Source organism: Streptomyces sp. NPDC025784 (assembly GCF_055558435.1).
In genome coordinates this window covers 62,560-87,382 of the sequence record NZ_JBVHMN010000013.1, presented here as the reverse complement: position 1 = coordinate 87,382, position 24,823 = coordinate 62,560, and the positions used below count along the sequence as shown (strand labels likewise).

22 protein-coding genes and 1 pseudogene are annotated in these 24,823 nt (G+C 72.2%); 14 read left to right on the top strand and 9 right to left on the bottom strand.

From position 1 onward, the window contains the following. The first annotated feature begins 203 nt into the window (after window positions 1-203). From ACZ4IF_RS27470 to ACZ4IF_RS27450, 5 genes are all read left to right on the top strand, one after another. Complete coding sequence (locus ACZ4IF_RS27470; RefSeq protein ID WP_467567460.1) at window positions 204-2,069, top strand: family 20 glycosylhydrolase; 1,866 nt, start codon at window positions 204-206, stop codon at window positions 2,067-2,069. 19 nt (window positions 2,070-2,088) lie between these two features. Further along, the gene (locus ACZ4IF_RS27465; RefSeq protein WP_467567459.1) at window positions 2,089-3,684 is read left to right on the top strand and encodes an alpha-L-fucosidase; all 1,596 of its coding nucleotides are present in this window, start codon (window positions 2,089-2,091) and stop codon (window positions 3,682-3,684) included. Window positions 3,685-3,814: 130 nt separating this feature from the next. Further along, window positions 3,815-5,263: an MFS transporter gene (locus ACZ4IF_RS27460; protein ID WP_467567456.1), complete on the top strand. Its 1,449-nt coding sequence runs from the start codon at window positions 3,815-3,817 to the stop codon at window positions 5,261-5,263. A 100-nt stretch (window positions 5,264-5,363) separates the two neighbouring features. Beyond that, window positions 5,364-6,167 carry an NAD-dependent epimerase/dehydratase family protein gene (locus tag ACZ4IF_RS27455; protein WP_467567454.1) on the top strand — a complete coding sequence of 268 codons (804 nt, stop codon included), beginning with the start codon at window positions 5,364-5,366 and terminating at the stop codon, window positions 6,165-6,167. A gap of 452 nt (window positions 6,168-6,619) precedes the next feature. Continuing rightward, window positions 6,620-6,886 (top strand): hypothetical protein, encoded by a 267-nt coding sequence (locus ACZ4IF_RS27450; RefSeq protein WP_345655912.1) that lies wholly within the window; start codon window positions 6,620-6,622, stop codon window positions 6,884-6,886. 585 nt (window positions 6,887-7,471) lie between these two features. On the opposite strand, the gene ACZ4IF_RS27445 is transcribed toward ACZ4IF_RS27450, so the two are convergent. Further along, window positions 7,472-7,972 carry a VOC family protein gene (locus tag ACZ4IF_RS27445; protein WP_467567451.1) on the bottom strand — a complete coding sequence of 167 codons (501 nt, stop codon included), beginning with the start codon at window positions 7,970-7,972 and terminating at the stop codon, window positions 7,472-7,474. A 48-nt stretch (window positions 7,973-8,020) separates the two neighbouring features. On the opposite strand from ACZ4IF_RS27445, the gene ACZ4IF_RS27440 reads away from it, so the two are divergent. Next, complete coding sequence (locus ACZ4IF_RS27440; RefSeq protein ID WP_467567449.1) at window positions 8,021-8,653, top strand: TetR/AcrR family transcriptional regulator; 633 nt, start codon at window positions 8,021-8,023, stop codon at window positions 8,651-8,653. 140 nt (window positions 8,654-8,793) lie between these two features. Here ACZ4IF_RS27440 and ACZ4IF_RS27435 read toward each other — a convergent pair whose 3' ends face one another. Further along, entirely contained in the window at window positions 8,794-9,051 is a 258-nt protein-coding gene (locus ACZ4IF_RS27435) for an SHOCT domain-containing protein (protein WP_359495572.1), read from the bottom strand. A 205-nt stretch (window positions 9,052-9,256) separates the two neighbouring features. Here ACZ4IF_RS27435 and ACZ4IF_RS27430 point away from each other — a divergent pair, with 205 nt between their 5' ends. Beyond that, the gene (locus ACZ4IF_RS27430; RefSeq protein WP_467567445.1) at window positions 9,257-12,040 is read left to right on the top strand and encodes a heavy metal translocating P-type ATPase; all 2,784 of its coding nucleotides are present in this window, start codon (window positions 9,257-9,259) and stop codon (window positions 12,038-12,040) included. 73 nt (window positions 12,041-12,113) lie between these two features. On the opposite strand, the gene ACZ4IF_RS27425 is transcribed toward ACZ4IF_RS27430, so the two are convergent. Next, window positions 12,114-13,151 (bottom strand): aldo/keto reductase, encoded by a 1,038-nt coding sequence (locus ACZ4IF_RS27425; protein WP_467567442.1) that lies wholly within the window; start codon window positions 13,149-13,151, stop codon window positions 12,114-12,116. A 118-nt stretch (window positions 13,152-13,269) separates the two neighbouring features. Here ACZ4IF_RS27425 and ACZ4IF_RS27420 point away from each other — a divergent pair, with 118 nt between their 5' ends. After that, window positions 13,270-13,851 (top strand): TetR/AcrR family transcriptional regulator, encoded by a 582-nt coding sequence (locus ACZ4IF_RS27420; RefSeq protein ID WP_467567440.1) that lies wholly within the window; start codon window positions 13,270-13,272, stop codon window positions 13,849-13,851. Window positions 13,852-14,041: 190 nt separating this feature from the next. On the opposite strand, the gene ACZ4IF_RS27415 is transcribed toward ACZ4IF_RS27420, so the two are convergent. After that, entirely contained in the window at window positions 14,042-14,599 is a 558-nt protein-coding gene (locus ACZ4IF_RS27415) for a PaaI family thioesterase (protein ID WP_467567438.1), read from the bottom strand. Between the two features lie 65 nt (window positions 14,600-14,664). Further along, entirely contained in the window at window positions 14,665-14,964 is a 300-nt protein-coding gene (locus ACZ4IF_RS27410; protein WP_359495582.1) for a putative quinol monooxygenase, read from the bottom strand. Window positions 14,965-15,151: 187 nt separating this feature from the next. Between ACZ4IF_RS27410 and ACZ4IF_RS27405 the strand changes: the two genes are divergently transcribed. Beyond that, window positions 15,152-16,111, top strand: coding sequence for a GlxA family transcriptional regulator (locus ACZ4IF_RS27405; RefSeq protein ID WP_467567436.1), 960 nt, complete (start codon window positions 15,152-15,154; stop codon window positions 16,109-16,111). Between the two features lie 63 nt (window positions 16,112-16,174). Here ACZ4IF_RS27405 and ACZ4IF_RS27400 read toward each other — a convergent pair whose 3' ends face one another. Next, the gene (locus ACZ4IF_RS27400) at window positions 16,175-17,245 is read right to left on the bottom strand and encodes a helix-turn-helix domain-containing protein (RefSeq protein WP_467567761.1); all 1,071 of its coding nucleotides are present in this window, start codon (window positions 17,243-17,245) and stop codon (window positions 16,175-16,177) included. A gap of 202 nt (window positions 17,246-17,447) precedes the next feature. Here ACZ4IF_RS27400 and ACZ4IF_RS27395 point away from each other — a divergent pair, with 202 nt between their 5' ends. The 4 genes from ACZ4IF_RS27395 to ACZ4IF_RS27380 all read left to right on the top strand — a co-directional run bounded on the left by ACZ4IF_RS27395 (window position 17,448) and on the right by ACZ4IF_RS27380 (window position 21,026). Beyond that, on the top strand, window positions 17,448-17,834 hold the full coding sequence (locus ACZ4IF_RS27395) for a hypothetical protein (RefSeq protein ID WP_467567434.1): 387 nt from the start codon (window positions 17,448-17,450) through the stop codon (window positions 17,832-17,834). Between the two features lie 70 nt (window positions 17,835-17,904). Then, complete coding sequence (locus ACZ4IF_RS27390; protein ID WP_467567432.1) at window positions 17,905-18,321, top strand: hypothetical protein; 417 nt, start codon at window positions 17,905-17,907, stop codon at window positions 18,319-18,321. Window positions 18,322-18,372: 51 nt separating this feature from the next. Continuing rightward, window positions 18,373-19,113: a D-Ala-D-Ala carboxypeptidase family metallohydrolase gene (locus ACZ4IF_RS27385; RefSeq protein ID WP_467567430.1), complete on the top strand. Its 741-nt coding sequence runs from the start codon at window positions 18,373-18,375 to the stop codon at window positions 19,111-19,113. A gap of 344 nt (window positions 19,114-19,457) precedes the next feature. Beyond that, complete coding sequence (locus ACZ4IF_RS27380; RefSeq protein ID WP_467567428.1) at window positions 19,458-21,026, top strand: peptidoglycan-binding protein; 1,569 nt, start codon at window positions 19,458-19,460, stop codon at window positions 21,024-21,026. 821 nt (window positions 21,027-21,847) lie between these two features. Here the strand turns inward: ACZ4IF_RS27380 and ACZ4IF_RS27375 are convergent. After that, entirely contained in the window at window positions 21,848-22,630 is a 783-nt protein-coding gene (locus tag ACZ4IF_RS27375; protein ID WP_467567759.1) for a helix-turn-helix transcriptional regulator, read from the bottom strand. 498 nt (window positions 22,631-23,128) lie between these two features. Between ACZ4IF_RS27375 and ACZ4IF_RS27370 the strand changes: the two genes are divergently transcribed. Further along, on the top strand, window positions 23,129-23,989 hold the full coding sequence (locus ACZ4IF_RS27370; protein ID WP_467567426.1) for a fructosamine kinase family protein: 861 nt from the start codon (window positions 23,129-23,131) through the stop codon (window positions 23,987-23,989). A gap of 160 nt (window positions 23,990-24,149) precedes the next feature. Here the strand turns inward: ACZ4IF_RS27370 and ACZ4IF_RS27365 are convergent, their stop codons facing one another. Both ACZ4IF_RS27365 and ACZ4IF_RS27360 read right to left on the bottom strand, forming a co-directional pair. Beyond that, the gene (locus ACZ4IF_RS27365) at window positions 24,150-24,326 is read right to left on the bottom strand and encodes a hypothetical protein (protein WP_467567424.1); all 177 of its coding nucleotides are present in this window, start codon (window positions 24,324-24,326) and stop codon (window positions 24,150-24,152) included. 95 nt (window positions 24,327-24,421) lie between these two features. Then, a pseudogene (locus ACZ4IF_RS27360) lies at window positions 24,422-24,748 on the bottom strand (hypothetical protein); the annotation flags it as partial. Window positions 24,749-24,823 lie beyond the last annotated feature (75 nt).

Below are 24,823 nucleotides of genomic sequence, written 5' to 3'. Positions count from 1 at the left end.
GCGACGCGCCGCCGGTGTGTCGCGGGTGACGGGCTTGGACAATCGTCGGGCACTTCTTGGACTTTCGTGCCGCGCGTGGTCCGGACCTATGAGTAGAGACACTGGTCATCCGACCTCTCCAGTAAATCACCGGCAGAGAGGTCCCGTTGACAGTCCGCGGAGGGCGACTTGAAGATCAGACCTCCGATGAATGGGAGCTGTCCATGCGTACGTTTCCAAGACGTTGGTCTCGACTGCTCGGCACCGCCGCCGCGGCCCTCCTGCTGCTCACAGTGCCCCGACCGGCCGCCCGGGCACAGGAGGCGGCCCCGTCGCCCCCGCCGACCGTCCCCGCCCTCACCGACTGGACGCCCACGCACGGCAGTTACGCCTTCGGCCGCACCACCCGCATCGTCGCCCGGGACCGGGCCGCGCTGGACGCCGCCCGCACGCTGGCCGGCGATCTGCGCGCCGCCGGCCACGGCACGGTCCCCGTGGTGCGCACGGGCGCGCGCACCGGCGACATCGAGGTCGGCATCGACCCGGCGGCCGAGGCGACGCTCGGCGCCGAAGGCTACGAACTGCGGGCCGGACAGCGCCTGTCGGTGACCGGCGCCACCGGTACGGGAGCCTTCTACGGCACCCGCACCGTCCTCCAGTTCCTGGCCCAGGGCGACCGCGTGCCGGCCGGTCACACGGTGGACGTCCCCCGCTACCGGGAGCGCGGCGTCGGCGTGTGCGCCTGCTACGTGCACATCTCGACGCGGTGGCTGGAGAATCTCGTACGCGACATGGCGTACCACAAGCTCAACCAGCTCCTGCTCGAACTCAAGGTCAGGAGCGACGCCCACCCCGAGGCCAACACCTGGGGCTACTACACCAAGGACGAGATCCGGAACCTCGTCGCCCTCGGCGAGAAGTACCACGTCGACATCATCCCCGAGATCAACTCGCCCGGTCATATGGACCCGTGGATCGCCGACCGGCCCGATCTCCAGCTGACCGACTCCGACGGCAACCGGCAGCCCGCCCGCCTCGACATCACGAAGCCCGAGGCCTTCGCGTACTACCGCAGCCTCATCGACGAGTACGCGCAGGTGTTCACGTCCGACTCCTGGCACATGGGTGCCGACGAGTACATGCTCGGCTCCGACTTCGCCAAGTACCCGCAGATCCTCGCCTACGCGCGGGCGCGGTACGGCGCTGACGCCACACCCCAGGACGCCTTCATCGACTTCGTCAACCGCGTCCACGCCTACGCGGCGGCCAAGGGCAAGAAGCTGCGCATCTGGAACGACGGACTCACCGGCGCCAACACCGTCCCGGTCGCGGCGGGCACCACGGTGGAGCACTGGCTCGACGTGGCGACCAAGCCGAGCCGGCTCATCGCCGAGGGCCACCCGCTGATGAACGCCGCCTACTCCCTCTACCTCGTGCGCGGTGGCTTCCACACGAACACGAAGGCGCTGTACGACCAGAGTTGGGACCCCCGCAGCTTCGAGGGAGAGAAGCTCACGTCCGCCGCGGGCGTCAGCGGCGCGAAGATCAGCCTCTGGCCCGACAACGGCCGCGGGGAGACCGAGAACGAGGTCGCCGGCGTCATGGTCCCGGCGCTGCGGCACATCGCCCAGGCCACCTGGGGCACGGCGCACCCCGACCCCACGTACGCCGAATTCACCGCACGCGGCGCGGCCGTGGGACACGCACCGGGATGGCGTGACCTGACCCGGGTGCCGGTCGCCGACGGGACCTACACCTTCCGCGGCGGGGCCACCACCGCCGACTTCGAGGTCAGGCGGACCGCCGACGGCTACGTGACCCTGAAGTCCGCGTCCGACGGCACCTGCCTGGAGGTGACGGGCGGAAAGCTCACGCTGAACGTGCCGCTGGAGCCCGGCACGCCCGTGACCGGATCGGCCTGCGACCCCAGGAGCACGCTCCAGCGCTGGGAACTGGACCCCGCCCCCGGCGGCTACCGGCTGCTGAACGCGATCACCCGCATGACGGTGCACGTCAGCGGCGAGGGCCGGCTCCTCCAGTACCCGCCCGACCAACAGCAGCCCACCACCTGGACATTGACCGCATCCTGACGAGAGGAGCCCCACCCGCATGGCCGTCTCCCGACGCCTGTTCGTCACCGCAGCCGCCGCGGTCGCCGCGTCCGGCGGTGCCGCGCCCGCCCAGGCCGCCCCCGGCGGCACGAACCTCACCCCGGCCGTCCCCGGCGGAGCGGACCCCGCCGCGGCCGGCACCTCGGAATCCCCCGGGTACCGCATCCCCGTCAGCCCCGACGACACCGAGGCCGACCTGGTCCGCAAGGCCTCCCGGGTCCGCCCCACCGCCCGGCAGATCGCCTGGCAGAACCTGGAGCGCACCGCCTTTCTGCACTTCGGCGTGAACACCTTCACCGGCCTCGAATGGGGAACGGGCGACGAGGACCCCGAGGTCTTCCAGCCCGTCGGCCTCGACACCGACCAGTGGGCGCGCGCCCTGCGCGACGGCGGCTTCCGGCTGGCCATCCTCACCGTCAAGCACCACGACGGCTTCGTCCTCTACCCCTCCCGCTACTCCCGCCACACCGTGGCCTCCAGCAGCTGGCTCGACGGACACGGCGACGTGCTGCGCGCGTTCGCCGACTCCATGCGGCGGCACGGCATCAAGGTCGGCGTGTACATCTCGCCCGCGGACGAGAACCAGTACCTGCACGGCGTGTACGCCAACGGCAGCGCACGCTCCGAACGCACCGTCCCGGAACTCGTCGACGGCGACGACCGCACACCGACGACGACCTACACCCTGGACGCCACCGACTACGGCGCCCATATGCTCAACCAGCTCTACGAGGTGCTCACCGAGTACGGACCCGTCGACGAGGTGTGGTTCGACGGCGCCCAGGGACGCATTCCGCCGGACAAGGTGGAGAGGTACGACTGGGACAGCTGGTACGCGCTGGTGCGGGCGCTCGCCCCCGACGCCTCGATCGCCGTGTCGGGGCCGGACGTCCGCTGGGTGGGCAACGAGGGCGGTCTCGCCCGCGAGGACGAGTGGAGTGTCGTGCCCGTCGCCGAGAAGGACTACGGACGCACGGACTACGCCCTGTCCTACGACGCCGCAGACATGGGCAGCCGGGACGCACTCGTCGCCGCCCGTCCGGTCGCGGATCACCTTCAGTGGTGGCCGGCCGAGTGCGATGTGTCCATCCGGGACGGCTGGTTCTACCACGCTGATCAACAGCCCAAGAGCGTGGATCAGCTGACGGACATCTACTTCCGGTCGGTGGGCCGCAACTCGGTGCTGCTGCTCAACATCCCGCCGGACATCCAGGGGTTGCTGCCGGCCGCCGACGTCGCGCGGCTGAAGCAGTTCCGTGAGCGGATCGACCGGGAGCTGCCCGAGGACCTGGCCCGCGGCGCCCGGACCACCACCGGGCGAGGGGTCGTGACCGTCGACCTCGACAAGGAGCGGGAGGTCGACCGCATCAGGCTCGCGGAGGACGTCCGGCACGGCCAGCAGATCGAGCGCTTCGTGATCGAGGTCCACGACGGCGACGGCTGGAGGCAGGTGGCCGAGGCGGGTGCGGTCGGCGCGAGCCGGATCCTGCTCCTGCCGGCCACCGTGCGCGCACGGCGCTGGCGCGTGCGCGTGACGGCGTCCCGTGCTACCGCGCGCATCGCCGCGTTCGGCCTCTACCGGTCCGACGTCTGACCGCCGCACGTGTACGGCGGCCCTGCAACGGTTGACGCCGGCCCGGGCGCTCGGCCCGGAGGTGTCGGTTGCAGGGTCCCGTGAACGGACTCACGCTGAAGAGAGGGGTTCGTGGCAGGGGTTGGTCGTCGTGAGCGGATCCGCAGACCGCACACCGGGGCTGTTCTCGGGCCGGGACCGTGCGGTCATCGCCGCCGCCTCGATGTCGATGCTGCTGGTGCAGATGGACTGGTTCGCCCTGAACCTGATGCTGCCGGTCATCGCCCGCGACTTCCGGACGCCGACCACCGACCTCCAGTGGCTGGTGAGCGGCTACATGCTGACCCTCGGTGCACTGATGATCGTCGGCGGCAGGGCGGCCGACGTGCACGGCCGCAGACGGGTCATCGTCCTGGGACTGACGGGCTTCGCCCTGGTGTCGGTGGTGTGCAGCGCCGCGCAGAACGTGGTGTGGCTGACGGCGGGACGCGTGGTCCAAGGAGCGACGGCGGCGCTGATCTTCCCCGTCGCGGTGGCGGTGGTCACCTCGCACTTCCGTGACGACCGGCAGGGCCGGGCCGTGGGCACGGTGCTCGCGTTCAGCGCCATCGGCACCGCGCTGGGTCCCTTCGTCGGCGGGGCGTTCGCCGAGCACGTGAGCTGGCGTGCGGTGTTTCTGCTGAACGTACCGATCTGCGCGGCCGCGGTGCTGCTCATGCTGCGCTGCGTGGCCGAATCGCGTGACGAGGAGGCCGTACGGGGTCTGGACCTGCCCGGAGCGCTCACGCTGGCCGTCGGGCTGACCGCCTTCATGCTGGCGGTCGACCAGGGAGCGCGCTGGGGCTGGGGATCGGCGGCGACGGTGACGTGCTTCGCCGCCGGGGTGGCACTGCTGTGGCTGTTCGTGGTCGTGGAGCGCCGTACGGCGGAACCGCTGCTGGACCTCTCCCTGCTGCGCAACGGACCGTTCATGACGGTGACGATGGCCGGAACCGTGTCCAACGTCGTGTACTGCCTGGTGGCAGTGCTCTCGGCCCTGTATCTGCAGCAGGCGCGCGGGCTGTCCCCGTTCGGTTCGGGACTCGTCTTCCTGGCGTTGTCGGCGGGCGCGGGCTCGGCCAGTTACTGGTCGGGGCACCTGGCACGCCGATGGCGCCCGGAGGCGCTGATGGCGACGGGACTGCTGTTGAGCGGGACCGGACTGTTCGCGCTGACCTGGGCGGATCCCCTGGCGCTGTACACGGTCGTGTTCGCGGTGGTCGGGGTCGGCCTCGGGCTCGGCTGGGCGCTGACCAACGTGGCGACCCAGTCGTACGTGTCCGCCGGGCGTCTGGCGGCGGCGTCGGGGCTGGTGCTGACGTCGCTGGTCCTGTGGGGCGCGGTGGCCGTGGCGGTGGCGGCGACCGTTCTCGAAGTGGTCAGCGGATCTGCGGCGCGGGCGGCGTCCGACGGTCCGGCGATCGAGGTGGTGCTGCGGGCGGCCGCGGCGCTGGCCCTGATGGGTGCCGCGCTGCTCGTGCCGCTCGTCCGCTCCCACGGCGAGGCCCGTGTCGGACAGCCCGCGGACGGCGATGTCGGCCCGACTCCCGAGGTGCGCTAGGGCGTTGAACGGTTCCCGCCTCCCACGTCGGTCCAAAACATTTTGATCCGTGGTTCACGGGCAGCGATGATGCACGGGTCGTCGACTGTCCGGGGGAGCGATGGGTCTGGGAACGGTGGCGGTGACCGGCGCGGCGGGGACCATCGGCTCCGCGGTCCGGGAAGCACTGCGGCTCGATGCGTCGCGGCTGATCCTGCTCGACCGCGTGCCGCTGCGGGCGCAGACCGCGAACGAGGACGTGCACACGGTGGACCTGCGGGACGCGCCGGCCGTGGAGGCGGCGCTCGCCGGGGCGGACAGCGTGCTCCACCTGGGAGGTGTGCCGGACGAGGCACCCCTCGCGGACCTGCTCGAAGCGAACGTGCTCGGCACCCACCACGTACTGGAGGCGGCGCGACGGCGCGGCATCGGGCGGGTGGTACTGGCCGGCAGCAACCGTGTGACCGGCTTCTACCCGGCCGGACATCTCACCGGGCCGCAGGAGCCGATCCGCGCGGACGGTCTCTACGGGGTCAGCAAGGCCGCGGTCGAGGCTCTGGGGCGGCTGTACTCCGACAAGTTCGGACTGTCCGTGATCTGCCTGCGCATCGGGAGCTTCGAGCCGGTGCCCGTCGAACCGCGGCACCTGGCGACCTGGCTGAGCCCGCGCGACGCCGTCGGCTACGTCCGGGCCGCGCTGACCGCGCCCCCGTCCACGCGCTTCGCCACGGTGTACGCCGTCTCCGCCAACACCCGCCGTTTCTGGGAGCTCCCGGAACCGTCCGTACTCGACTACACCTCCGTCGACGACGCCGAGGTCCACGCCGGGGACATCCCCGGAGCCGACCTCCCGGCCGACCCCGCCGCACCCCAGGCCGGCCCCTACGCCTCGCCCGAGTTCACCCTCGAACACATCCGTCCCTGACGCCGCGCCGCCCGCCGGGGCACCACGTTCCGATCCGTCCGGGAGGCGCCGGCACACGTTCGGCCACCCGGCAGCGGTGAGGGCCCGCCGGGCACGTCCGTCCGCCGCACATGGTGAGTACCTCAACGAGCGCCGGGAGCCAGGGGTCTTCCGGGAGTGCGGGCGCTCCGGGAGTGTTCTAGCGTCGTAGGAGCGAGGGTGGTCGGAACCGAGCCGATCGGTCGCGGAGGAAACGCGCACCACCCGCTCGCCGGGCACGGCACACCGCCGCCCGGCCGACGAGCGCGGTGCTCGCCCCGGTGCGGTACGCACCCTCATCGCGGTGCTCGCTCGGGCGCGGTGCTCACCCCCAGGGAAGCGCGTCATTCGGGTTGTTGCTCGCCGCCGCCCCCGCACACGGTTCCATGCACCCGGGACCGTACGACCCGACACCGGAGAGCAGGTGCATCCTCATGCGTCGCTCGGCAACCATTCCCAGCGTCCTCGCCGGCCTGGCCCTCGCCCTGGGTGGCGTCGTCATGGCCGCTCCGGCCGCCCACGCGGACATCGCGGCCTGCCAGGACCACGTCCAGAACCAGGGGACCGAGGTCACGGACGACGTCCGGATGGCGTGTTACGTGGGCCTGGTGGGTGACCAGACCCGCTGCGTCAGCGACCTCGCGCAGGCGGGCGTGTCGAACGCCGTCGCGACCGAGGCATGCCGCCAGGCTCCGCGGTGACAGTGCTCTGCGACGGGGCCCCGCAGTGTAGGAAGACCACGGAAGGGGAAGGCGCGTCGCCCCGCCGGTCCGTGTGTCGCCAGGGGGCTGTCGGCGGGGGGCGAAGCGGTCCTGTCGGCCGGATGGCGGTCCTCCGTGGCACCAGCGTATGACGAGGGTGTCGGTCCGGCGGCTCCGCCCCGGCGCCGTGCCCAACAGGCCGTCTTCTCCGGCGAGTTCTGCACGTCGCCCTGCCGCGTCGGCCCCGAGTGCACCGTCCGGACACCGAACGCCGAGCCGTGCCGGCCGGCCCCGACTCCAACGCGTCCCGGTCCTCAGGGACTTGGGCCTCAGCGCCGCATCGCGATCGCGGGCCCGGCGTCGGCTCGGACAGTGGATCCGGGTGCCATGACAGCGGCTTCGGTGGGCATTGCCGGTACGCATGCCGTGGTGTCGGCTTCTGTTCCGTGCCGGGCCGGGGGACGTCCCGACTCCCGATCCATGTCAGCCGGGCCTCCGTGGAGGGCGGCACCGATGTGCCCGGCAGGACGTAACGGCACCAGGGCGTCGTGGAGTTCGGTGGTCAGCCGATGAGCCGACGTGACGTCACGCGCGTCCCTCACGCGCGCGTTCGCGTCGCGCGGCGGTCTCCACGGGGTCTACGGCCCTGAGCGGGTCGGTGCCCGGACGGGTGTGATGGTGCGTGGTGTAGAACCGGACCTCGTGCCCGTCCGGGTCGTGCAGCTGCGGCAGGATCCAGCCGATGGTGGCGAAGTGCACACCGGCGTGGGTGTCGCCGAGGGCGGTCAGGTGCTCCGCCAGCGCTTCGATGTCGGCCTTGTCCGGGACGCCGATGGCGAAGTAGTCGAAGCCCGCCGCGGCCTCGGCCCGCGACGGATCCAGGCGCAGCCCGAGTCGCGGACCACCGGCCGGATGCCGCAGGGCGTAGCCCATCAGCGTGCCGTGTTCGACGAACTCGATCTCCACCTCGTAGCCCAGTCGGGTCCGATACCAGTCCAGGGACCGCTGCAGGTCGCTGACGGGCAGTTTGAGGTGGTGCACCCCGTCGAGCCGGGGAGGGGGAGCGGATGCGGCGGCGTCGGCCATGGCGTCTCCTTGCAGTCTCACTGCATTGATGCAGTTATAGTGCAACGCATGCCGTCCGACAAGACCGATCTGCGTGCCGCCCGCGTGGCCGAGACAGAGGAGAAGATCCTCCGGGCCGCCACCGATCTGTTCGTGCGACAGGGCTACGCGGCGACCACGCTGGCCCAGGTGGCCGAGCACGCCCGTGTCGGTGCCCGGACCGTCTACGTCCGCTTCGGCACCAAGGCCGCGCTGCTCAAACGCGCCGTGGACGTGGCGTTCGCCGGTGACACCGCCCCCGTCGACGTCGGTGGACGGCCCTGGTCCGTCCTCTCCCGTACAGCTCCCACGGCCACCGAGCGCATCGCGGCTCTCGTGGCGGGCAGCCGGCAGATGATGGAGCGGGCCGGCGACATCCTCGCCGTCGCCCTGCAGGCGGCGGCCGTGGAACCCGAACTCGCCGCGGCCGCCCACGCCGGGCGCCTCGCCACCCGCGAGAACCTCCGCCTCTTCTGGACCCGCATGGCAGCCGACGGGCTGCTCGAACCCGGCCGCGACCTGGACTGGCTGACCGACACCAGCACGGTGCTGATCCATGCCGAAACGTACCTGCTTGCCCGGGACATGATCGGCTGGGACTCCGTCGGCCACGCCGAGTGGCTGAGCACCACCCTCAGCCGCTTGGCCGGGCTTCCTCGGTAGGCGCCGAGGCCGGACGATCGGGCCGGGCGGGCCGCACCGGCGGTGGTGCGGCCAGGTCGGGCGCGCACCTCCCTGACCGGGCGGCATGGCCGTACGGCTGCGCCGTGAGCGTGCGGCCGTGACCGTGCGGCCGGTGGGTGTCAGGGTTTGGCGAGCGGCCCGGCGCGCAGGGCGCTCAGGCGGCGCCGGTACTCGTCCTCGTCGATCTCCCCGCGGGCCAGCCGCTCCCGGAGGATGTCCTCGGCCGGGGGCGCGGCCGGCGTGCGGGTGTGCTCGCGGGGCCGGTCGAGGGCCCGGAAGAGCAGTACGGCGACCGCGATGATCAGCGCCCAGAAGAGGACCATGCCGGCCGACATCGCGAACCAGCCCCAGCCCCCGTGGTCGTACCAGAACAACATCACCCTTCACCTGCCTTCGGCGTCGTCCGGTGGCCGGGTGCGGACGGGCGCCCGGCGGACTTCTGCCTTCACCTTCATCGTCCCGCTGCCCGCCGCGGACGTCTGGGGCCGGATGGGCCAGGACGGGTGGGCCACAACGCCCCTGGCAGGCTCGGACGACCGGGCGCAGGCTGGAAGACAAGCGGACCAGGGAGGCGAGCAGCCCATGGGTGCCCTCGAAGTCGCCGTCGTCGTGGCCTCGGCCGTACTGATCGGCGCGCTGGCCCGGTACTTCTTCGGACCGCGGCGCGCCGGTGCCGCCCGACTGGAGGACGGGGTGCAGCGGGTCGAGGTGACGGTGCGGGGCGGCTACAGCCCCGACTTGATCAAAGTCCGCCAGGGCACACCGGTCGAGATGGTCTTCGACCGGCAGGAGGCAGGGGAATGCACCGCCCGTGTCGTCTTCCCGGATCTGAGGATCGGCGCGGGGCTGCCCGCCCATATGCGGACCACCGTGCGGCTGGATCCCGACCGGCCCGGCGCCTTCGGGTTCACCTGCGGCATGAACATGATCCAAGGCACGCTGCTGGTCGAGCCCGCGGAAGGCCCGGCGCCGTCGGCTCCGGACGGCGACGGCACCACGACGGCGGCGCCTGCCGCTCGCGCGACCGGCGGACCGTCGCAGGGCGACGAACGGACGGCGGCCGAGACGGAGGCCGCCGACGCCGCCGAGCGTCGGGCCGAGATCAAGGACCTCACACACCGGGTGGCGGTCGGCGCGGTGCTCACCGCCCCGGTGCTGTTCGCGGTGATGGCGCACGAACTGTTCGGCGCGGACTGGGTGCCCGGCTGGATGCTGAACCACTGGGTCCAGCTGGCGCTGATCGCGCCGGTGATGTTCTACACCGGGTGGCCGGTCCATGTGACGGGCTGGCTGACCCTGCGCCACCGGGCAGCCGACATGAACTCGCTCATCACCCTCGGCACGAGTGCCGCCTTCGGCTACAGCCTGCTCGTCACCCTCGCCCCGGGCCTGCTGCCCGAAGAGGTGCGGGAGGTCTACTACGAAGCCGTCGGCGTCATCCTCACCCTGATCCTGCTGGGACGGCTCCTAGAGGCGCGGGCGAAGGCCGGCACCGGAGAGGCCATCCGTGCCCTGCTGGGCCTGCAGGCCCGGACCGCTCGCGTCGTGCGGGACGGAACCGAGAGCGAGATCCCCGTCGAGGACGTCGTGGTCGGAGACCAGCTCGTCATCAGGCCCGGGGAGAAGATCCCCGTCGACGCCGAGGTCCTCTCCGGCTCCTCCGGGGTCGACGAGTCCATGGTCACCGGCGAGCCGATGCCGGCGACCAAACGCGCCGGGGACACGGTCATCGGCGCGACCGTCAACGGCACCGGGTCCCTGCGGGTGCGGGCCGCCAAGGTCGGAGCCGACACCATGCTCGCCCGGATCGTCCGCCTCGTGCAGCAGGCACAGGCGTCCAAGGCGCCCATCCAGCGACTGGCCGACGCCGTCTCGGCGTACTTCGTGCCCGCGGTCATCGCCGTCGCGATCGCCACCTTCGCCGTGTGGTTCACCGTGGGCCCGTCCCCCGCACTGACCCTGGCGCTGGTCTCCGCGGTCGCCGTGCTGATCATCGCCTGCCCGTGCGCGCTGGGTCTGGCCACCCCGCTGTCGGTGATGGTCGGCACCGGCAAGGGAGCCCGGGCGGGCATTCTGATCCGCTCCGCCGAAGCCCTGGAGACCGCGCACAAGCTGGACACCGTCGTGCTCGACAAGACCGGCACGGTCACCGCGGGCAAACCCGTCCTGACCGACGTCCACCCCCTCGGTGGTGTCGACGAGACGCGGCTGCTCCGGCTGGTGGCCGGGGCCGAGACCGACAGCGAACACCCGCTGGCGCAGGCGATCGTCGCGGGCGTCCGCGACCGTGGCCTCCGTCCGCCCGCGGCGACGGGCTTCGACTCGGTCACCGGCAAGGGCGTGCAGGCCACTGTCGAAGGACATCCGGTCCTGGTGGGGACCGCCCGGCTGCTGGGTGACGTCGGCATCGACACCACGGAGCTGACCCCCGTGGCGACGGCCCTGTCCGGCGAGGGCAAGACCCCCGTCCTCGTCGCGGTCGACGGACGTCCCGCCGGCGTGCTCGCCGTCGCCGACACCGTCAAGGAGGACTCGGCCGCGGCCGTCGCGGCCCTGCGGGATCTCGGCATCGACGTCGTGATGCTCACCGGGGACAACGCCCGTACCGCCGCCGCCATCGCCGCGCAGGTCGGCGTCGCCCGTGTGCTGGCCGAGGTGCTGCCCGAGCACAAGGCGGACGAGATCCGCCGCCTCCAGGCGGAGGGCCGCACCGTCGGCATGGTCGGCGACGGCATCAACGACGCCCCCGCCCTGGCCGCCGCCGATGTCGGCCTGGCCATCGGCACCGGAACCGACGTCGCCATCGAGGCCGCCGACATCACCCTGATCTCCGGTTCGCTCGGCGGGGTCGTCACGGCGATCCGGCTGTCGCGCGCGACGATGCGCAACATCCGGCAGAACCTGTTCTTCGCCCTGCTCTACAACGCCGTCGGCATCCCGCTCGCCGCGGGCGTCCTGTATCCGGTGTGGGGCATCCGCCTCAGCCCGATCATCGCCGCCGCGGCCATGGCGCTGAGTTCGCTGTCGGTCGTCACCAACGCCTCCAGGCTGCGCCGTTGGCACCCACCGTCCTTGCCCACCGCCCGGCCCGCCCGCGCACAGCCCCACGTCGAGTCCGCGGCCGACCGGGCCCCGGACGACAGTGCACGCCGCCACCCCGAACCCCAGGGCGACGGCGACGGCACGGTCGTGGACCCGGTGTGCGGCATGCGAACGGCCGAGGCGACCGCCGCCGCACACCGGCAGACCGAACAGGGCACCCGCTACTTCTGCTCGGCCCATTGCGCCGCCGCCTTCGACGCCGACCCGGGCCGGTACGCCGCGCCGACCGCCGGCCGCACGCGCAAGGAGAGCGGCCCGCGCTGACCACCGCTCGGCCGAGCGGACGGCGCCCGGCGGCAGCCGGTGGCCGACCGCCGAGCGGACCGGCGGGTACCCGCTACCGGCGGCGGAACGTGGCGTCCAGCGTGCGCGTGCTGGTGTTCCACATGTTGTCGGCGATGTTGACCGTGTGGCCCGGGGGCACGATCTCGTCGATGCGGTCGAGCACGTCACCGGACAGTTCGACACCGTCGGCCGTCAGATAGGAGTCGAGGTGGTCCATGGTGCGTGGGCCCACGATCGCGGAAGTGACCGCCGGGTGGCGGGTGACGAACGCGATCGCCATCTGCACGAGCGTCATCCCCGCCTCGTCGGCGAGTGCCCCGAGCGCGTCGGCGGCGTCGAGCTTGGCCGCGTTCGCCGGGGACGTGGCGTCGTAGGCGCCGGGGAATCGCTGCTGCCGGGCGACCGAGCCCGGACCCGCGACGTCCCGGCCCTTGCGGTAACGGCCGGTGAGCCAGCCGCCGGCCAGCGGGCTGTAGGTCAGCACGCCCATTCCGTACCGCCGGCAGGTCGGCAGCACGTCGTACTCGACGGCGCGGGTCAGCAGCGAGTACGGCGGCTGCTCGGTGCGGAGTCGTTCGCGGCCGCGCCGCTCGGCGGTCCAGTGCGCCTCGACGATCTCGGAGGCGGCGACCGTCGACGCGCCGAACATCCGGATCTTGCCGGCGTGCACCAGATCGGACAGGACGCCCAGGGTCTCGTCGATGTCGACGGCCGCGTCGAGGCGGTGGACCTGGTAGAGGTCGATCCAGTCGGTCCCCAGGCGGCGCAGCGAGTCGTCCACCGCCTTGGTGATCCACCGCCGTGACGTCCCGCGCCGGTTGGGGTCGGCGCCGAACGGCAGGCCCGCCTTGGTGGCGAGTACGACGTCGTCGCGGAGCGAGCCGGTGAGCGCCTTGCCCACGATCTGCTCCGACTCACCGCCCGAGTAGACATCGGCGGTGTCGATGAAGTTGATCCCCGCGTCCAGGGCACGGTGGACGATCTTGACGGAGTCGTCGTGATCGGAGTTGCCGAAGGCGCCGAACATCATCGCGCCGAGGCACAGTCGGCTGACGGAGACGCCGGTGCGTCCGAGGGGTCGGTAGTCCATGGAGGGCTCCTCCGGTCGCCGCGAACCGGTCGCGGCAGGTAGGTAGAATCAGGCCCCACGCGGAAGTGGACAGCCTGTCCGTTCAGCGTACCGGACAACCTATCCATTTAGGGAAGCGATGACCCCGGACCAGCCGACCGCACCGCCCAGGCGCGCCGACGCCGAGCGCAACCGCGACAAGATCCTCGCCGCCGCCCGCGCCGCGTTCGCCGCACCCGGCGCCCAGGTGTCGATGGCCGAGATCTCGCGGCGCGCCGGGGTCGGCATGGCGACCCTCTACCGCAACTTCCCCGGTCGCCGAGAGCTCCTGGAAGCCCTCTACGTCGACGAGGTCGACGCCGTCTGCGAGGCCGCGAAGACCGTCGGCGGCGAGACGCCGGGTGCGGCGTTCGCGGCCTGGCTGCAGCGGTTCTTCGCCTTCTTCATCAGCAAGCACGACATCGCCTCCGAACTGCTGACGCAGACGGACGGCGACGACCCCGTCTTCAGCGAGAACCGCGCCCGGGTGCTGGCCGCCGGCCGGCCGCTCCTGGCGGCCGCGCAGGAGGCGCGCGAGGTCCGCGAGGACCTCACCCTCGAGCAGATGTGCGACATGGTCATCGCCATCGCCGCGATTCACGGCGATCCCGGCTACGTCGAGCCGATCCTGCGGGCCGCGCTCGACGGCCTGCGCCCGGCGGGCGACGGGGCACCTGCCTAGGGGCGCGACCGCGGCGCCCGCCCAGGGGGCGGCTGTGGCGCCTCCCCGCCTGGCGGGCGGGGAGGCGCCGACAGGTCGGTCGCGCCGGCGTGCGGCGCCTCCGACGTTCACCACGTCCGCGTGCGCGGGCTCTTGGACGGTCCCGGAGCAGACCACTGTCGGACGAAGCGGTCGTGGCCGCCCCTGCGGCTCAGTCCGTCCCGGGCAGCGCGAACACCGCGCACGTGGTCGTGGCGTGGGCGTACAGCTTCCCGTCGGCGGTCCCGACGACCCTGGCCTCCGCGGTGGCGGTGGTGCGGCCCGCGTGGATCACGGTGCCCTCGCAACGCAGGGTCGGGGTGTCCGCGAAGACGGGGCGCACCATGTTCACGCCGAGCTGGATCGTCGTGTACGCACGCCCCGCGGGGAGCGTCGACATCACCGCGCTGCCGAGGGCGGAGTCGAGGAGCGTGGCGAGGAAGCCGCCGTGCACGGTGCCCATGGGGTTGAGCAGGTGCTCGGCGGGCTCGCCCTCGAAGACGGCCCGGCCGTGCTCCGCCGCCACGAGCCGGAAGCCGAGCGTCCCGCAGATCGGTGCCTGCGGGAAGCGGCCCTCGACGCACAGCCGGAGCACCTCCAGGCCCGAGCGGCCGGCTCCGTCGGCGTAGCTGGTGGGCGGCTCCCAGATGTGGATGCGTGAGCGGACGCCGGGGCCCGTCCCGGGCGGGGCTCCGGCGCCCGTCGCCGGGGCGGAGGTCGTCGATGTCATGACTGGTGGATCTCCTGTGCTTCGGACCGGAGTTGGTGGAGGGTGTGCTGCGGGACGGGCGCCGCTCAGGGCAGCTTGACCGCGAGCAGGTCGACCGGCCGGATGTCGGGAGCCGAGGCGAGCATGGTCTCCGCCGCCCCCATGAGCGCGGCGGCGATCCGCCCGCGCAGATGCTCCGTGCGGTCCTCGTCGTTGTCGAAGGTGTCGAAGACGCCGAACGTGGTGGCGTCCTCCCGGAAGGCGAACCAGGTGACCGTCCGCTTCTCCTCCTCGGCGAGCTGCACGGCGTCGGTCAGCATCCGGGCGACCTGGTCAGCGTAGTCGGGCTTGGCCTCGATGCGGGCCAGCAGGCCGATGTTGTTCATGACGGTGGGCTCCCTCTGCTCGGTTCGGTGCCCCCTCGGGGCACCCATGGCGCGATCGCCCGGCACTCCGCCGCGGGAGGCGGTCGGCGCGGTCGCATGCCCCGGTGATCGGGGACGTCGTTCACGCTAGGCCGGTGATCCGCCCGGCCCCAGTGTCGGAAACGACACGTCTGATAGCGTTCCCGACATGGATGTCGCGGTACTGGTGTACGACGGTGTGTTCGACTCGGGACTCAGCGCGGCGCTGGACGTCCTCGATGCGGCCAACGAGATGCGCGGCGAACTGCCCCAGCCCCCGCCGGCCTGGAACGTCACGACGGTCGGCTTCAGCGCACAGGTACGCACCGGCGCCGGACACCTCGTCACCCCCGAGCCCGCGTCCGCCGCGTCCACCACGGATCTGCTCGTCGTGCCCGCACTCGCGGAGCGCCGGCCCGACGCCCTCCTCGACCGGGTCGCCGGCCCCGACCTGGCGGGGGTGCGGGAACTGGTCGCCGAGCGCCGGGACGGGGGAACGCCCATCGCCTCGGCCTGCACCGGCACCTTCCTGCTCGCCGAGTCCGGCGTCCTCGACGGCCGCCGGGCGACGACCACTTGGTGGCTGGCGCCCGTCTTCCGGGGCCGCTACCCGGCGGTCGATCTCGACGAGACCAGCATGGTGACCACGTCGCAGGGGGTGACCACGGCGGGCGCCGCCTTCGGGCACGTCGACCTCGCCCTCGCCCTCGTACGGATGGCCAGCCCGGCCCTCGCCGACCTCGTCGCCCGCTACCTCGTCGTCGACGAACGGCCCTCGCAGTCCGCCTACACCATCCCCAGCGCGCTGGCCCAGAGCGACCCCCTGATCGCGGCGTTCGAGCGCTGGGCGCGCCTGCACCTCGACGCGCCCGACAGCCTCTCGGAGGCGGCCCACGCGCTCGGCGTCAGCGAGCGCACGCTCCAGCGCACCGTCCGCCGCGTCCTCAACACCACGCCGGTGCGGTTCGTCCAGGACCTGCGCGTCGAACAGGCCACGCATCTGCTGCGGACCACGGACCTGTCCCTGGAGACCATCGCCCGCAAGGTCGGCTACGAGCACGCCACCACCTTGCGCTCGCTGCTGCGCGACCGCACGGGCGCCACCACCGCGGGCCTGCGCACACGCTGAAAGCCGTGTGCGCACGCGCACGGCACTGGCCCGGGGCGGCCCAACTCACCCTGTACGAAGGGGTCATGCACCCTGGACGGGCCGGTCGGTGAAGATGTCGGCCCGGGGCAGGATCCCCTGTCCGATTCCCGACGGGGCGTGCCGCACGTTCCTGCTCAGCATCGTCGCGCCCAGCAGCGTCAGCGTGTGGATGACGCTGTTGCCGTGACGGTGGCTGGTGATCAGGCCGGCATCGCGCAGCGCCGTGGTGTGGTGCGTCGCGGTGGCCGGGGTGACTCCGGCCAGCCGGGCGGCTTCCGTGGTGGTCGCCCCGGCTGCCGTGGCCCGCAGGACGGCGGCCCGCGCCCGGCCCAACAGGAGCTCCAGGGACGGCGAACCGGCGGCGTCCGCGGCCGTGCGGGCCGACCCGGTGGGCACCTCGTGGTGCAGCGAGTAGACGAGAACGGGGGGTAATCGTGGATCGGCGAGGGAGACCGGCCCCTTCCAGCAGAAGTAGGAGGGAATGAGCAGCAGCCCGCGGCCCTCCAGCCGGATGTCGTGTTCCGTCGGGTACGTGCCGATCTCCAGGCGGGGGTGCCGCCAGCGGACCGCCGGTCCGAGCCCTTCGAGCAGGCCCTCGGTGCCTCCGTCGAGCAGATGCCGGGCCAGCCGGATCCGTTCGGTGTGCACGCTCTCGTGCACCCACTCCTCGTGGGGTTCGATGACGGTCCGGTGGTAGGCGCGGAGGATGCCCACCAGTTCGCCCCGGGCCTCCTTCTCCGTCAGCCGGCCGAGCGGGGCCGGCACCCTCCCGATCCGGGCAAGGGTGGCGAGTTCCGCCGCCACCCGGTCCGCGGGCGTGGCCAGGATCGCCTCCAGCCCGGCCTCCAGCCCGGCGGCCCCTTCCAGCGGTGTGAGGAAGTCGGGCCAGTACGACGTGCGCGGGAAGAGGGGCAGGAGGACCTGTCGCACCACGCCCTCGAGCCCCGCCTCGCGGAGCCGCTCACGCGCCGTGCGGTACCAGTGCGCGTACGCCCAGCGTCCTGCCGGGGTCTGGAAGCGGTGAAGACTCGACGCGATCTCCCACAGCGGGTGCGGAGCGGCGGCGACCCGTGTCCTGGCCAGATCCTCGGCCGAAAAGTGGAAGCGCAGCACGGCCAACACCCTTTCCACCTGCGACATTTCACCCTGTTCGAATGAGCATGACAGAAGGCGGCGTACGCCGGAGCATGAACTCGCTCCGCCGCACCGATCCCTGCGGCCCCCCGGCGCCCAGGGACCACGTGAGGCATCGCGCAGCGACCTTCCCAGCGAATCCCCACACCTTCCGCACACCCCCGAACGCAGAAGGAATCCGATGGCGAAGACCTTCACCCACCCTGCCGCGGCAGCCCTGTTCGCCGCCCTCGCCGTCACGGTGCCCACCACCGCGTCCGCGGCTCCCGCCCCGGCCACCAGCTGCTACGGCGGCGCAGTCACCGTGTACACCGGCGACTCCCTCGAATTCGGGCCCTACACCTCGTCGTCCCGCTGCAACGACATCAACGTCCGGATCGTCGGCGGCGACGCCGACTCGGTGAACGCGTGCGTGAAGTTCGTCCGCTACGGCCGGTGCAACTACTGGACCGGCGTCGGACGGAGCTGGCAGACCATCGCCACCGACGTCAAGGACGGCAGCACCTTCACCGTTCCCCTCGGCGTGGACCTGGAAGGCGCCACCGCGCACGTCCAGATCGCCTACTGAGACCCACCGGGCCCCGCCGGACCAGTGCCCGGACTCCCGCTCTGCCCGCTTCAGTGATCGGAGAGTTCAGATGACCCGTACCCGGCGAACGGCGGTCGTCCTCGCGGCCGTGACCGCGCTCCTCACCGGCGCCGCCACCGCGCCCGCCCTCGCACAGTCCGCAACGGCCGCCACCTCCTGCTACGGCGGCGCCAAGTCGCTCACGTACCACTACTCGGCCGACGCGGTGGAGTTCGGCACCTACACGACCAGTTCGCGGTGCGCCGACATCAACATCAAGCTCAGCAGCTCGGCCACCGGCTTCCTGGACGCCTGCATCGTCTTCGTGGACCACACCTCGCTGTGCAACCACGACAACACGTACTCGACGTTCGGCCCCCAGTGGGCGACCGTCGCCACCGACGTCAAGGACGGCACGCACTTCAGACTGCGCGTGCACGCCTACGACACCGACGCCCAGGTCGTGCCGTTCCAGCTCGCCTACTGACGTCCGACCAGCCTGAGCGCCCCACCCGCCCACGCCCCACAGGGAGTCACCATGACCTTCACCCCGAACCGCCGCGCGATCCTGCGCGGAACCCTCGCCGCGACGGTCGGCGCGTTCGCCGGCCCCGTGCTCCTGTCGGGCACCGCCCGCGCCTACAACTGGACGCGCACCATGAACCAGGGTGCGACAGGAGCCGATGTGACGGAGCTTCAGATACGGGTCGCCGGCTGGGCCGCGGACTCGGCCTCCCAGTCGCGGGTGAGCATCGACGGCGACTTCGGCCCGGGTACGGCCGCCGCGGTCCGCAGATTCCAGGCGGCCTACGGTTTGTCGGTCGACGGCAGTGCCGGACCCGCGACCCAGGCACAGCTCAACGCCCTTGAGCAGTCCGACGGTTCGACGGCGCACTTCAACTGGAGCGAGTTCACCGACCGTTCGAGCGGCACCTTCGACGGCGGCAAGGTGAGCGCGGCGGCCGTCAAGGAGAACGCCCGCCGGGCCATGTACAAGCTGGAGGCCCTGCGCAAGAAGCTCGGCAACACCGCCATCACCGTCAACTCGGGCTTCCGCAGCATTGCGCACAACGCCGAGATCGGCGGGGCCAGCGACAGCATGCACCTCTACGGCACCGCGGCCGACCTCACCGTCCCCGGCGTCAGCAACCGCACGGTGTACCAGAAGGCCGAGACCTGCGGATTCTCCGGTCTGGAGCGGTACACCGTCGACCACCAGCACGTCGACAGCCGCGCGGACCTCGGCCGCGCCTGGTGGTGGGAGAGCGGAACCATCTGACGGCCCGTCGACACGACGGCCCGACTGTCGGCAGGGCGGCTCGCCGGGCGGACACCCGGGACGGGACCGGCCGGGACCGGACAACCCGGGACCGGACACTCCGGGACCGGACACCCCGGCGGCCCGCCGACGGCACCCCGGCTCGGGTCGACCCGAGCCGGGGCCGCGCACTGCAGGTGAGGTGCCCGGCCCCGGCCGCCGACGCCCGTCATCAGCTCGCCCTGCCTCACTCCGGGCGCCCTGCGTCCGTCGCCAGGCCGCCCCGCGTCACCCCACCCACCCGCCCGGGCAGGCCACTCGCCCCGAGGTCCGAAGCCACAGTCCAGCCCCCGGAGGCCCCACCGATGTTCCGCAGAACCCCCCGCATGTCCCTGGGCCGCGCAGCCCTGTCCGGTCTGGGCGTCCTCGCCGTGCTGGTCGCCGCCGTGCAGCCCGCCGGTGCCGCGCCCCGCAACGCCGACTCGCCGGCCCCGGGCCCCGTCAGCCACGCCTTCAGCAGCGCGGCGGCCGAGTACGGGGTGCCGCGCGACCTCCTGATCGCCACCGGATACGGCGAGACCCACCTGGACGACCACGCCGGCCGGCCGAGTCAGGCAGGCGGCTACGGGGTGATGCACCTGGTGAGCAACCCCGACCGGCACACCCTTGAGCTGGCGTCCCGACTGACCGGTGTCGCGCCCCGCACGCTGCGCACGGACACCGCGGCCAACATCCGCGGTGCCGCGGCCGTCCTGCGCGCCTACGCCGACGACGCCGGGCTCAGCCGGGCAGAACGGCGCGACACCGACGCGTGGTACCCCTTGGTGGCCCGGTACGGGGGCGCTGCCGACGCCTTCGGCGCGCGGCTGTACGCCGACACCGTCTACACCTACCTGGCCGAGGGCCTGACCGCCCGCACCCAGGACGGCGACACGCTGACCGTCCCCGCCCGCCCCGTCGCGCCCGAACGCGGTCGCTACGAGACCCCCGCGGCACCGGCGGTCCAGAGTCCCGACTACCCGTCGGCCGTGTGGGTCCCGGCCGATCCCGCCAATTACGCCGTCGGCCGCTCGGCAGCGATCAGCAAGGTCGTCATACACGTCACGCAGGGCTCGTACGCGGGGACGATCAGCTGGTTCCAGAACCCGGCGTCCCAGGTCAGCGCCCACTACGTGGTGCGCTCCTCCGACGGCCGGATCACCCAGACGGTGCGCGACAAGGACACCGCCTGGCACGCCCGTTCGGGTAACGCGTCCGGTATCGGCATCGAGCACGAGGGGTACATCGACGATCCGAGCTGGTTCACGGACACGATGTACCGCTCCTCCGCGACGCTCACGGCGTTCCTCTGCAACCGCTACGGGATCCCCAAGGACCGCGCCCACATCGTCGGACACTCCGAGGTGCCCGGCAACGACCACACGGACCCGGGGCCGAACTGGAACTGGACCTACTACATGCAGCTGGTGGGCGGCAGCACCGGAGACGGCGGCGTCCAGCTGACCTTCCCGGCCTACGACACCCTGCGCTCCGGCTCCTCCGGTCCCCAGGTGTCGGCGGCGCAGTGGCTGCTCAACCAGCAGGGATTCGACGCGGGCACCGTCGACGGCAGTTTCGGATCGAGGACGGCCGCCGCCGTGACCGCCTTCCAGCGGGACCGCGGCCTCGGTGCCGACGGAGTCGTGGGCGCCCGCACCTGGACCGCGCTGCACGCGGCCGGCAGCACCCCGGCGCTCCGCCAGGGCAGCACGGGCTCCGCGGTCCAGCGTCTCCAGAGGGCTCTCACCGCCGCCCTGGGACGCACCGTCCCCGTGGACGGCGACTTCGGACCGGCAACCGACCAGGCCGTCCGGGACTACCAGAGCAGTCGCGCCCTGGACGTCGACGGTCAGGTCGGACCCGCGACCTGGAGCGCCCTGCAAACCGGACGCTGATCGGCGGACGGGCCGGGTCGGCGCCGGGGCGGACCCTTGCTCCGGCGCGGACCCGGCTCCGCGCCGCCCGGGCCCGCAGGGCCGTCCAACCGCTCGCCGGGCCGGCAGCGGCGCTGCGTCCGTCGCCGCTGAACTCCGCTCCTCCTGGCCCTAGTGCCGCGGCAGGCAACGTTCGCCCCGTCGCGACGCCCGGCACGCACTCTCGCCGCACCCGCCGAAAGCCCAAGTACGTCCAGTACGAGGACTTCCGGCCGGCACACCGAGAGCACGCACCGGACGCCGCTCCTTGACGGGCAAACGTTGCCTGCCGCGGCACTAGTTGTCGAACCAGACCACCAGGCGGACGTTCTCCCCCCGTGGCGCTTCGTCAGAGTGCGCATCACGGTCCACACATCACCCCAGTCCTCGTCCCGCAGCACCTGCCGCCGGGTGAGCCGGTCCTCGGGTGCCGATCGCACTCTGTTGGGGAGTTCCTGCTCGTCCCAGCCGGCGGTCGTCAACTCGGCCCAGCTGATCCATGAGGGACTGTGGGCGTCCCCGCCCTCCCACACGAAGGCTCGCCCGACGGCCCGGGAGGCGTCCGGCGGGAATCCCCGCTGAGCCGCGAGGGGCTCGAACGACACGTTGCGGACGCCGAAGAGGCAACCGAATGCCTCGTAGGACCGGCCGTCGTGGACATGGCACAGGTCCATGGCGCGGTGCCGGCGGAGGAAGAGCTCGTCGTCGTCGGGTTCGGAGGCGTCGATGTGACTGTTCCGGACCTCGATGAGCCATGGATGTCGGTTCCCGTGGGAGTGATCCTCACATCCGGTGCGCGTGTCTCACCAGCGGTTCTCCACCGCGTGGCGCGGGGCGACGAGGCCGAGCCGCTGCGCGCGGAGCACCGTGCTGATGCGGTCGCGAGTGCCCAGTTTGCGGTAGATGTTCTCGATGTGCTTGTGCACCGTGCGTTCGGAGATGCCGAGGCGGCGGCCGATGGCCGACGCCGTGAGGGCGTCGACGAGCAGGAGCAGAACGGTCGTCTCGCGGGGCGTCAGGGCACCGGCCGCGGAGGGCGCGCCGCACGGGTCCGCGGAGGCGTCCGGGACGGTCAGCCGCTGCCAGCTCTCCAACAGCTGCCGTTGCTCGTCCACCGCCGCCAGCAGCGGCTGGAGATGCCGGGCGACACGGACCTGGTCGTCGGTGAAGTCCGCACCGGATCGGTAGATGAGACACCCCGTGACGGGGGTATTCGACTGCGGCAGTGGAATCGCCAGTACGTGATCGAGGTCCATGATCTCGCCGAGGAGTCCGGCGGTCCTGCTCGCGGACCATGCGCGTCCCGCCGCCCGACGCGCCGTGACGGGCTCCCGGCCGTCCCCGGACCCGTAGTGCTGCGCGAACGGGTAACCCGCGCGCAGCAGGCCGAGGGCCTCGTCCCCGAGCCGGTCGAACTCCGCGGCGACACCGGGTGACAGACCGAGCGTCCCGCTGCTCTCGTTCCAGTCGTCGAGCTTGTAGATCAGGGCGTCACCACCGAACAGTTGCGGCAGCGCGTCCGCCAGCAGCGGCCAGAGGCGGTCGGGTTCGCGTTCGTGGAGTGCCGCCACGGCCAGCGACACCATGCGTTCGTAGGCTCCGTCCAGCCCGTTCGCCACGTGTCCTCTCCGCTCGTCGACGTACGCAGTTCTGCCCATACCGGAGCCGCCACCGCTGCTCCAGACTTCAACCGGGCAACACCGAAGTCACGGATGTACTCCAGCACATCGCAGCTCCGGCACCTGCGGCGGGGTTCAACAGACCAGGCGGGGAGGTCTGTTGGACCTCTCCTTGCGGTGTGCCCGGAAGACTCCGTGCGGGCCGCCGGCACGGGGGAGCGGCGGCCCGCACGGTGGCCTGACCTTCCCTGAGCAGGGCGGCCGGTTCGGTGGCGTACCCGTACGGAGGCGCGACGCGTTCCCGTCCGGGAGCGCTGCGGCCGGCACGCCGGTGTGCCTGGCCGCGGTGGATCCGGCCCCGTCGAACGTGGGCTGTGCGGGCCGCGGCGATACGCTCGGGTGCGACCACGGAAGGTTGCCCATGAACGCAGTCCCGCGTCCTGCCCCGTCGGCCCTGGTGCGCCCATGACCGCCGAGGGCCCGAGTGCCGCGGTGGCACGGATCACCGGGCGCCCGGTGACCGGCGAACACCGCCTGTCGCCGACGCTCGCCGAAGTCACCCTCGACGGCGGGCGGTCGGTGATGGCCAAGCTCGGTGACGGTCCCGGCGCGGTGCGGGCGGAGGCGGCCGGACTGCGATGGCTGAGCGAGACCGGCGCGGTGCCGGTCCCGACGGTCCACGGCCACGACCAGCGGTGGCTGGTGACCGACCGGGTTCCGCCCGGCCGCCCGGACGCCGAGGCGGCGGCCCGCTTCGGGACGGCCCTGGCCGCGCTGCACGCGGCCGGCGCGCCCGCGTTCGGCGCCGCACCGCCCGGCGGACCGCGCGACGCGTACATCGGTCGCGCTCCGATGCGCAACGTCACCGGCACCGACTGGCCCGCCTGGTATGCCGAACACCGGGTGCTGCCCTATCTGCGCCGTGCCGTCGACGACGGCACGGTCCGCCGGACGGAAGCCGCCGTCGTCGAACGCGTCGCGGAACGGCTGCCCGAACTCGCGGGCCCCGCCGAGCCACCCGCCAGGCTGCACGGTGACCTGTGGAGCGGCAATGTGCTGTGGGGCGCCGACGGGGACGCCTGGCTGATCGACCCGGCCGCACACGGCGGGCACCGGGAGACCGATCTGGCGATGCTCCAGCTCTTCGGATGCCCGCACCTTGATCAGGTGCTGGACGCCTATCAGGAGGTGGCGCCGCTCGCCGAGGGCTGGGCGGACCGGGTGGGACTGCACCAGCTCTTCCCGCTGCTGGTGCACGCGGTGCTCTTCGGCCGTGGTTACGCCGAGCAGGCCCTCGCCGTGGCACGGGCGGCGTCCGCGGGCTGATCCGCGGGCGCCGCCCGGCACGACGTCGAGGGCGAGGAGAGCGAAGGGACTATTTCAAGGAGTTTTGAGAAGGAAGCCCCTTCATGGCCTCGCCGTGATCGACGCCAGCAGTCAGTCCGGGATCAGGTCGCGCAGATCTTCGGGAGTGGCGACCCGGGAGTCACCGTGCAGGCCGTCGGGGCGCTCCAGGCCGACGTAGGTACGACAGCCAGGTGACGGTCCGGTACGCGTCGTCCAGCAGCAGCGCCGACAGGTCCAAGTCGGTGTCGCGCGCTGCCTGTTTCCAGTGGACGAAGAACCGCAGGAGCTCGCCGTCGAGGACGTCCGGATCGATCAACAGGTGACCGGGGCCCGGGAGTCGGCGACGCATCTCGGCCGCGTAGGGCGGGCGCGGGTACTCGTGCGGTCGGCCAGGGTGCGCAGGTCGCCGAGGTCGCCGAGCGCCTCGGCGACACACCGCATCCAGAAGCCGAAGGTGTCGGGCACGTTGGCCGGGAAGTCGATGAAGTAGACGTTGTGCCGCACATGGTCGCCGACCATCTCGCGGACGGTGCCGAGTGTGCGTACGGCGGTGTCGACCACGGTGCCCACGGACTGTTCCGACAGGTGTGCCAGCAGGTCCGCCGAGAGTTTGAAGCCCACGGACAGCAACGCGGCGTCGAACTGCCGTGCCGCGACGGCACCTTCCCCGGTGGGACCTGTCGGGGATGGGATGCGGTGGGTGTGCCGGATGACCGGCGACTCAGCACTCGGCGCCACTCCGGCATGTTCGCAGAGCCGTGTGAGCCGGCGCACCGGGGTTTTCGGGTGCGACGCCGGCTCGGCGGACTGCGG